The organism is Viridibacillus soli, assembly GCF_016612995.1.
GTDB classification, from domain to species: Bacteria; Bacillota; Bacilli; order Bacillales_A; family Planococcaceae; genus Viridibacillus; species Viridibacillus soli.
In genome coordinates this window covers 1-8909 of record NZ_JAEOAH010000036.1, presented here as the reverse complement: position 1 = coordinate 8909, position 8909 = coordinate 1, and the positions used below count along the sequence as shown (strand labels likewise).

Below are 8909 nucleotides of genomic sequence, written 5' to 3'. Positions count from 1 at the left end.
GCTTTTGTTTCAAGCCCGCACGATGCGGGTCACGCAGTCGTTGCCACAGGATGTGGCGGTCTTAGACTGTGTTCCATTCTACAACGCTAGTTGGGGCTGAACAGGCCGCTTCAGCATTAAATGAGATATCCAGCTTCAAGCGCTAGCTGCTCGCGACGTTTCAGCCGGGCGCTCAAAGTCAAAGAGCGACTTTGGCTTCAGTCTTCCAACGTGTTTCACAGTTGAACGAGCGCCTTTGGCATTAAATGAGATATCCAGCTTCAGGCGCTAGCTGCTCGAGGTCGTTTCCGTTCTCTCGGTCAAAGCCTGAAAAGATGACTTTGATTCGAGAACTCCAACGCTAGTCGCAGCTGACCGAGCGCCTTTGGCATTAAATGAGAGATCCAGCTTCAAGCGCTAGCTGCTCGCGACGTTTCAGCCGGGCGCTCACAGTCAAAGAGCGACTTTGGCGTCAGTCTTCCAACGTGTTTCACAGCTGAACGAGCGCCTTTGGCATTAAATGAGATATCCAGCTTCAGCGGCCAGACTCTCGAGGTCGCCTCCACCTTCTCGGTCGAAAACTGAAAAGATGTTTTCGATTCGAAGGTTCCGGAGCTTGTCGAGTCTCGACGGGCCGCTTCAGCAATTAATTTTACCATTCAATTTCTTCGGGGTATTCTAAGCTGAGCTCCATTTCATAGATGGGGCTTTTGATTATGCTGGCTGTTTTTAGTATTTGCTTTTTAAATGCAATGTATTCAGTGTCTTTAAACGCAATTTTATATGCAAATGTTGATAGACTTGCTTGTCGTTCTTCTAGTGACATATGGATGAATTTCAGATTCAGTAGGTCTATGTATTGAATGGCATAGTCTACTATTGATGTCTGATGGAGTTGTATCATACTCATAAAAAGCTTAAAGTCTTGAGACTTTAAGGAATCCTTCAAGCAGTCGATCACATTGGCTTGAAATTTTTGAATCGTCGTCATATGCAGGTTCCAATAATGAAAATTATTTCGGCCTTTATATAATTGAATAAACTCATTTAAAGCAATTGTAGTGAAAAGTAGTTCAGGCCATAATATTTCAACGGATAGGTAAACATTTTGTTCGGGGACAATGACATTCTGGGACTTCATAATGTCTTTATGCATACCGTTCATGACGAATTCTATATTATGATCCCCTTGTGCAGCATGTCGTATATCGTAGCAGACGCTTAATACACGAATACGGGCACCTTCATAAGGAGAGTCTGATTCGTCGATTGTAGTTATGTGGTGTATAGCATGTACAAGTTCATCAAAGTCCCAAAAGTCGCCGCTAATACGAGCGCCAGTCAAATTTTCTGTACTCTGTATTGAGATCATTGTCTAGCCCTCCTTACATATTTACATATCCATTACGTTAATTCTTTGGTTTATAATGTAGTAAGTTAAATAATTCTGAGCTTTCTTTTTTAGTTAAATCACGCCACTCACCAACGCGTAGATCGTCGATTTCAATATTCATAATACGAATGCGTTGTAGACTTGTTACACCATAGCCAAGAGTTGCACACATTCTACGGATTTGGCGATTCAATCCTTGCATTAAAATGATTTTAAATGTGTTACTAGAGAGCTTTTCTACTTTACAAGGTAATGTAGTTGTATCTAAAATATCTACGCCTTCAGACATTCTCTTTAGGAAATGACTAGTGATTGGTTGGTCGACTTTAACGATATATTCTTTTTCATGTTTGTTTTCAGAGCGTAGAATCTCATTTACAATATCGCCATCATTTGTTAATAATATAAGTCCTTCTGAATCTTTATCTAAACGGCCGATGTGGAAAATCCGTAATGGATGATTGACAAAGTCTACAATATTCCCTCTAATATGTTTTTCAGTTGTACTTGTAATGCCGACCGGTTTGTTTAATTTAATGTAAACGAATTGATTTTGTCTTCCGACTGGTTTGCCATCTACATATACTTTATCACCGTCTTCTACTTGGCTGCCTAAAGTTGCAAGTTCACCGTTAATTGTTACCTTTCCCTCTGTAATCCACTTGTCAGCACCACGTCTTGAAACAATCCCTGACTCACTTAAATATTTGTTTATACGCATAATCTTCCACCTTTTTTTGATTAATATAATTATACATGATAGCATAAAATATTTTTCAGAAAATTCGGACCCTGAAGTTGAAATTTTACCCAGGATAAGAGATTATAGTAAATAGAAACGACCACTTGGATAATAGGTAATATATTTTTAGATGTTAATGTAAGCGTATCCAAAATAAGTGGTTTTAAACTATTGTTGAAGGGGAGATAGATGATGATTTATGCTAATCCAAATACTGAAGGTGCACTAGTCAACTTTAAAGAGCAGTACGATAACTTTATTGGGGGCAAATGGGTGGCGCCGGTCAATGGTCAATATTTTGAAAACGTTACACCGGTAACGGGACAAGTATTTACGAAAATAGCTCGCTCAACTTCTGAAGATATTGAACTAGCATTAGACGCAGCACATGCAGCAAAAGATAGTTGGGGGACTACTACTGTTACTGAGCGTGCGCGTATCCTAAATAAAATTGCGGACCGTATAGAAGAAAACCTTGAGCTTTTAGCGGTAGCTGAAACTTGGGACAACGGTAAAGCCGTACGTGAAACATTAAATGCAGACTTACCATTAGCTATTGATCATTTCCGGTATTTTGCAGGTGCAATTCGCGCTCAAGAGGGTTCAATCAGTCAAATTGATAACGACACAGTAGCGTATCATTTCCATGAGCCAATCGGTGTTGTTGGACAAATCATACCTTGGAACTTCCCAATATTAATGGGTGTATGGAAAATAGCACCAGCATTAGCAGCAGGAAATTGTATCGTATTAAAACCTGCAGAGCAAACACCAGTGTCAATTCTTGTATTAATGGAGTTAATCCAAGATCTTCTACCAGCAGGCGTATTAAACGTTGTTAACGGATTCGGTTTAGAAGCAGGTAAACCACTTGCTATAAGTAAACGGATTGGTAAAATTGCCTTCACGGGTGAAACAACTACTGGTCGCTTAATTATGCAATACGCGACTCAAAATATTATCCCTGTTACTCTTGAACTTGGTGGTAAATCACCGAATATCTTCTTTGAAGATGTTATGGATCAAGATGATGCATTTTTAGATAAAGCAGTTGAAGGATTTGTTATGTTCGCATTAAATCAGGGTGAAGTATGTACATGTCCATCACGTGCTCTAATACAAGAATCCATTTATGATAGATTCATAGAAAAAGCATTAAAACGTGTAGCTGAGATTAAAGTAGGTAATCCACTTGATACTGATGTAATGATGGGTGCACAAGCTTCTCAAGAGCAGCTTGAGAAAATCCTTTCTTATGTTGACATCGGTAAACAAGAAGGTGCAGAATGCTTAATCGGTGGCGGACAAAACGAGCTTGATGGCGACCTTGCAACTGGTTATTATGTAAAACCAACTGTCTTCAAGGGCAACAACAAAATGCGTATTTTCCAAGAGGAAATTTTTGGACCGGTTCTTTCTGTGACAACTTTCAAAGATCAAGCAGAGGCGCTTGAAATTGCAAATGATACGTTATATGGCTTAGGTTCAGGCGTATGGTCTCGTAATATGAACACAGCTTATCGCATGGGTCGTGGCATCCAAGCAGGTCGTGTTTGGACAAATACTTATCATCAATACCCTGCACATGCTGCATTTGGTGGTTACAAATTATCAGGTATCGGCCGTGAAAACCACAAAATGATGCTTGACCATTATCAACAAACTAAAAACTTACTTGTAAGTTACAGTGAAGGCGCACAAGGCTTCTTCTAAGAAAGGTGGATTCTGAACATGGTAGACCGTGTTGTCGCAACAGATGAGGCGCTAGCATTGATCGACTTGCTTAAAAGTAAACATGGATCTATCATGTTCCACCAATCAGGTGGATGCTGTGATGGCTCCTCACCGATGTGCTATGCAGAAGGTGATCTAATCCTAGGAGATGTCGATGTACGTCTTGGTTCAATAGGTGAAGTTTCTTTCTATATGCATGAAAGCCAATATGAATATTGGAAGCATACACAGCTCATTATTGACGTTGTGGATGGACGTGGGGGTATGTTTTCCCTTGAAGGTGTTGAAGGTAAACGGTTTTTAACGCGTTCGCGTGCGTTTACTGATGAAGAGTTTGCAGAAGTGAAAAAGCTTTTATAAAAGATAAAAGTTCTCTAGCATGTAGTTGCTGGAGAACTTTTTTTATTTCTTATTTCTCAGGAGTAGCTGGGTTTGCGTTTAGCCACGCTGTACCAAATTCAATAAGTGGCTTCATCGTAATGACCCTAGCGCTAGCTTGTCCTAATTTGCCGTAATATAAATGCTCAGAATGATCCTTTTCGAAAGCATTCCCAATCTCAGGGAAACGATCAGAATCTACATCTAGCATATTGAATGTAACCCACTGGCGCCTACCATCGACCATCATAGCAGCTCCTTGAGGAGATTTGTTTTGGACATCAGCTAGATATTCTGATAAATGAAGTGCTGTACAGGAATCATAGTCAACGCCAATGAATAGTATTTTCATATCGTGCTGCATCATTTTACCAAGGGGTGATGCAAGACCAAACGAGCTTTCAATCGGATGCTCTCTCATCCATTCTTCTGCATTTAGTCCCCATGCCATAAAGGAATGTGCTGGATGCGCACTGCGAATTGTTGCAGGGTGTCTTAAAAAACATTCAGCTATTTTTCCCATGCCACGTAAAGGTGATAAATGGGGATCATATGCTGGAAGTGAATCACGGATAGCTTGATGCCAAGGCTCTGGAGCAGGTGGTAATGCCCAATAGGATGGTTCAGAATTGGCTGCAGATTGAGCCGGCATAACAATTGTCCCCGTTATTGTCACTGTTTCCAGCAAAGCTTCAATAACTGCTTGCTCCGCACCTGCAATCCAGCCCATTTTGCTAAGTGAAGAGTGAACGATAATAGAATCACCGATATTAATACCTAGTTCTTGGAGCTGAACTTTTAATGTATCTTTTGATTGGAAAACATTCGTTTTTTGTATGACATCAAATTCTGTCATGTTATTCACCTCACTAATTACTTACATTATAACAAAATGAAACCATTCTTTAGGCGGTTCGTAAAATAATGAAAAAGGAGTGGTTGGTAATGGAAATGGAACAAGTAAAACAGGATTTACAAGATACGTATGAGAGTTTAAAAAATACTGTGAGTTGGAGTGTAGATAAGCGCTTTTTACTCTCTATCTCTAGCTACTATATTACAACAGGGCGTACTTTTAACGCCAAACGTTATTTAGAAATATCGGATGAAATCAAAAAACAGACAAAATTATTGTCACCTTTAAGATCCTATATTCATCATAGTATGGTCGCTTTTTTAGATAGTGCAGATGAGAGCCCGAGCGTAGCGGTTGAAACCCTATTAGAACGAGAGGGGATTTTGAAACAAGCAGGCTTTAAACGCTCTATGTATTCTTATTTATCGGCGCTTTTTATCGGTTCTAATGAGCTATCAGAGGCAGATCAAGCGATTAAAGGAAAAGAGCTATATGATGAAATTCGTAAGCACCATCCTTTCCTAACCTCACATGAAGATATTCCGTTTGCGGTGCTTCTAAGTCAGCAGGAAGGAAACTTACAAGAACGAGCTACAACGATGAATGATTATTATAAAGATTTAAAGAGCAACCGTTTTTATAGTGGCGATGAATTGCAATGGACCTCTCAAATTATGACAATTACGAGTGCTACATATAATCGCAAAAACACAGAGAATGTGTTGCATGTACGTGACTTTTTGAAAAAATCGGGTATTAAAGTTAAGAGATCGCATTATATGGTACTGGGTTTGTTGGGAGCTATCGGTGCGAAAGATGAACTCCTACAACAAATTGTCGAAGTCTATTTTGAACTTGAACAGATGAAGCTGTTTAAATGGGGTTATAAAGAGATGATTTTACCAATTGCGATTCAGCTTGAAACAAAGCATTTAATTGAAACACAAACTTCTACAACAATGACGGTGATGAACTCTTTAGATGCTATATTACAGGCTCAGCAAGCTGCAATGATTTCTACTGCAGTTATAGTAAGTTCATCAACTGCAGCAAACAGTAGCGATGGAGGATAAGCATCCCCTACAACAACTAGAAATAATAGTGCTAATATGAAAAGGAGTAGGGATTGAAATATAGGAGGCGCTTGTTTTGAAAGAAACACAACTTTGGATAAATGGAAAATGGGAAGAAGCAATGGAGAGTTATGAACTGCAATCTCCGTATAGTGGTGAAGTGATTGCAAAAGTTGCGAAAGCGACACCAGCAGATGTGCACCGTGCGATTGAAGGAGCTCACAAGGCCTTTCAATCTTTCAAAAAAACAACTGCTTATGAGAGAGCGGAAATTTTATATCACGTCGTTGAAATTTTGCGCAGACGCCGTGAAGAGCTAGCTGATATTTTAGCGTTAGAAGCAGGGAAGCCGATTACAGCAAGCCTTGGTGAGTTGGATCGTACGATAGCGACGTATCAATTTGCCGCAGAGGAAGCGAAGCAAGTACATGGTGTGACAGTCCCAATGGATGCGGCACCAGGTGTAACGGATCGTATCGGTTGGACGAAGCGTGTACCACTTGGCGTTGTTTCAGCGATTACACCATTTAACTTTCCATTTAATCTAGTGGCACATAAATTAGGACCTGCTTTTGCAGTTGGAAATACAGTTGTCTTAAAACCAGCTACGCAAACGCCATTAAGTAGCATTATTATGGCAGAAATTTTCAAGGAAGCCGGTTTGCCAGACGGTGCACTACAAATTGTCACAGGAAGCGGTAGTGAACTTAGCGAGGAGCTCGTCACAAATCCGACTGTTAAAAAAGTAACGTTTACTGGTAGTAGTGCTGTAGGATTAAAAATTAAAGAGCAAGTAGGCTTGCGTAAAATTACACTTGAGCTTGGTTCGAATGCAGGCCTAATCGTAGAACCAAGCGTGCCGATTGATAAAATTATTGGACGCTGTGTGAACGGGGCATTCAGCTTTGCTGGACAAGTTTGTATTTCATTACAACGTATTTTCGTGCATGAATCGATTTACGAGGAATTCACAAAGGCATTCGTAGCGGAAACAGAAAAATTAAAAGTTGGTGATCCGTTAGATCCATCAACTGATGTCAGTGCGATGATTAATCCGAAAGAAGTAGCAAGAATTACGGAATGGATTGAGGAAGCAAAAGTACAAGGAGCAGTTGTCAAAACAGGTGGAACATTCACTGAACGTACTTTGACACCAACCGTCATGACGAATGTCAAATCAGATATGAAGGTCGTTTGTCAGGAAGTATTTGCGCCGATTTTGTCGATTGTTTCATATGAAACATTCGACAAAGCTATTGATTTATTGAACGAATCCGACCTTGGTTTGAACGCAGGTATCTTCACAAATAAATTAGATGATGCTATGCGTGCAGCGGATGAGTTAGAGGCAGGAGCCGTCATTATTAACGACATTCCAACATTTCGGACCGATAATATGCCATATGGCGGCGTAAAAATGAGTGGTTATGGACGTGAAGGAATCAAATTTGCAGTAGAAGGTATGACCGACCTGAAATTTATTACGGTGAAAACGGTTATATGAATATGATGCTAATCCATCGGGTATGATACAGATAGCTTTTTAGTGAGAAATCTGTTTAAAAATCCTAATAGTATTAGCGTAATTAGACTGCGAAAATGTTCTTTAAGTCTTTTTTAGTAATAAAACTATGTTTTACTCATTGGAACATCATTTTTGTCCGAATTGTGAAAAAATATTTGCGTTAACTTTAAAATCACGTTAGCATGAGAAAGTAAATTGATTTAGAGGAGTGTTTAGAAGATGGCAGAACCAATTTCTATGGGCCAGTCACGTACTATACAAACAAGATTAGTCCTTCCACCTGATACGAATCATATGAATTCTATTTTCGGAGGGAAAGTTCTAGCTTATATCGATGAAATTGCTGCGATTACCTCGATGAAGCATGCAAAAAGTGCAGTTGTCACTGCTTCAATCGACTCAGTTGATTTCGTATCACCAGCACATATTGGTGATGTTCTAGAATTAGAATGTGTGGTGACGTCAACGGGTCGTTCTTCTATGGAAGTATATGTACGTGTAATTTCCCGTAACCTATTAACAGGTGAACAAAAATTAACAACTGAATCATTTGTAACAATGGTTGCGGTTGATGAAAATGGCAAGCCCGTTCCTGTGCCAGGTGTGTTCCCAGAAACAGAAGCAGAGAAACGCTTATTCGATTCTGGTCCTGCACGTCGTGAGCATCGTAAAGCAAAACGTTTAATGCCTCACTGATTAAATTAAAAAACACCGCCCTTCATGCACAAATATTCGTGCTGCACTGACCTAAAAATATGAGACAAATAAAAACACCTTTCGTTGAAAAATGGGTATCCTACCTTTAAAAACCAACGTGGAGGTGTTTTTTTCTATGGGAACTAGAGTGAGCTATCCAGTAGAAGTAAAAATGAAGGCGATTGAAATGAGGTTAGCAGGAATTCCAGTTAAGCAAGTATTAGAAGAATTGACGATTCGTAATAAGTCTCAGTTAAAAACATGGATGAAATGGTATCAAAATGGCGAGTTACATCGTCTTGAACAGCCAGTGGGAAAACAATATACTTTTGGTAAAGGACCTGAATATGAAAGTGAAACCGCTAAGTTACATGCTGAAAATCGTTATTTGAAGCAACAGGTTGAAGTATTAAAAAAGTACGCAGAGTTGGAGAGGAAGTGGTCCCGAAAGTCGTAGTACAATTAGTGGAGGAATTAAAAGGGATAATGCGCCGACACAAAAGGATCTTCGTGACCAACAAATTGGCGACTTG

Annotated in this window: 8 protein-coding genes and 1 pseudogene; 6 read left to right on the top strand and 3 right to left on the bottom strand. The window is 39.7% G+C overall.

The window, feature by feature from the left end; translation table 11 throughout:
• Positions 1–631 precede the first annotated feature (631 nt).
• Together JFL43_RS17625 and rluF are read right to left on the bottom strand one after the other, a co-directional pair.
• Positions 632–1351, bottom strand: coding sequence for a DUF6904 family protein (locus JFL43_RS17625; protein ID WP_200750046.1), 720 nt, complete (start codon positions 1349–1351; stop codon positions 632–634).
• A 37-nt stretch (positions 1352–1388) separates the two neighbouring features.
• Entirely contained in the window at positions 1389–2093 is a 705-nt protein-coding gene (rluF, locus tag JFL43_RS17620) for a 23S rRNA pseudouridine(2604) synthase RluF (protein WP_200750045.1), read from the bottom strand.
• Positions 2094–2306: 213 nt separating this feature from the next.
• On the opposite strand from rluF, the gene adh reads away from it, so the two are divergent.
• The gene (gene adh / locus JFL43_RS17615; protein ID WP_200750047.1) at positions 2307–3827 is read left to right on the top strand and encodes an aldehyde dehydrogenase; all 1521 of its coding nucleotides are present in this window, start codon (positions 2307–2309) and stop codon (positions 3825–3827) included.
• Between the two features lie 18 nt (positions 3828–3845).
• Complete coding sequence (locus tag JFL43_RS17610) at positions 3846–4208, top strand: DUF779 domain-containing protein (protein WP_200750044.1); 363 nt, start codon at positions 3846–3848, stop codon at positions 4206–4208.
• Between the two features lie 49 nt (positions 4209–4257).
• Here JFL43_RS17610 and JFL43_RS17605 read toward each other — a convergent pair whose 3' ends face one another.
• A complete protein-coding gene (locus tag JFL43_RS17605; protein ID WP_200750043.1) occupies positions 4258–5082 on the bottom strand; it encodes an aminoglycoside N(3)-acetyltransferase in 825 nt (274 codons plus the stop codon).
• 89 nt (positions 5083–5171) lie between these two features.
• Between JFL43_RS17605 and JFL43_RS17600 the strand changes: the two genes are divergently transcribed.
• The 4 genes and pseudogenes from JFL43_RS17600 to JFL43_RS17585 form a co-directional block, all read left to right on the top strand.
• Positions 5172–6155 carry a DUF4003 family protein gene (locus JFL43_RS17600; protein ID WP_200750042.1) on the top strand — a complete coding sequence of 328 codons (984 nt, stop codon included), beginning with the start codon at positions 5172–5174 and terminating at the stop codon, positions 6153–6155.
• Between the two features lie 76 nt (positions 6156–6231).
• Complete coding sequence (locus JFL43_RS17595) at positions 6232–7659, top strand: aldehyde dehydrogenase family protein (protein WP_200750041.1); 1428 nt, start codon at positions 6232–6234, stop codon at positions 7657–7659.
• Positions 7660–7899: 240 nt separating this feature from the next.
• Positions 7900–8376 (top strand): acyl-CoA thioesterase, encoded by a 477-nt coding sequence (locus tag JFL43_RS17590; RefSeq protein ID WP_200750040.1) that lies wholly within the window; start codon positions 7900–7902, stop codon positions 8374–8376.
• 136 nt (positions 8377–8512) lie between these two features.
• Positions 8513–8909: pseudogene (locus JFL43_RS17585) on the top strand (transposase); the annotation flags it as partial.

Bases quoted from the DNA above. Each gene is read 5' to 3' on its own strand.
- JFL43_RS17625 (WP_200750046.1), bottom strand. From the start codon at position 1,351: ATGATCTCAATACAGAGTACAGAAAATTTGACTGGCGCTCGTATTAGC.
- rluF (WP_200750045.1), bottom strand. From the start codon at position 2,093: ATGCGTATAAACAAATATTTAAGTGAGTCAGGGATTGTTTCAAGACGT.
- adh (WP_200750047.1), top strand. From the start codon at position 2,307: ATGATTTATGCTAATCCAAATACTGAAGGTGCACTAGTCAACTTTAAA.
- JFL43_RS17610 (WP_200750044.1), top strand. From the start codon at position 3,846: ATGGTAGACCGTGTTGTCGCAACAGATGAGGCGCTAGCATTGATCGAC.
- JFL43_RS17605 (WP_200750043.1), bottom strand. From the start codon at position 5,082: ATGACAGAATTTGATGTCATACAAAAAACGAATGTTTTCCAATCAAAA.
- JFL43_RS17600 (WP_200750042.1), top strand. From the start codon at position 5,172: ATGGAAATGGAACAAGTAAAACAGGATTTACAAGATACGTATGAGAGT.
- JFL43_RS17590 (WP_200750040.1), top strand. From the start codon at position 7,900: ATGGCAGAACCAATTTCTATGGGCCAGTCACGTACTATACAAACAAGA.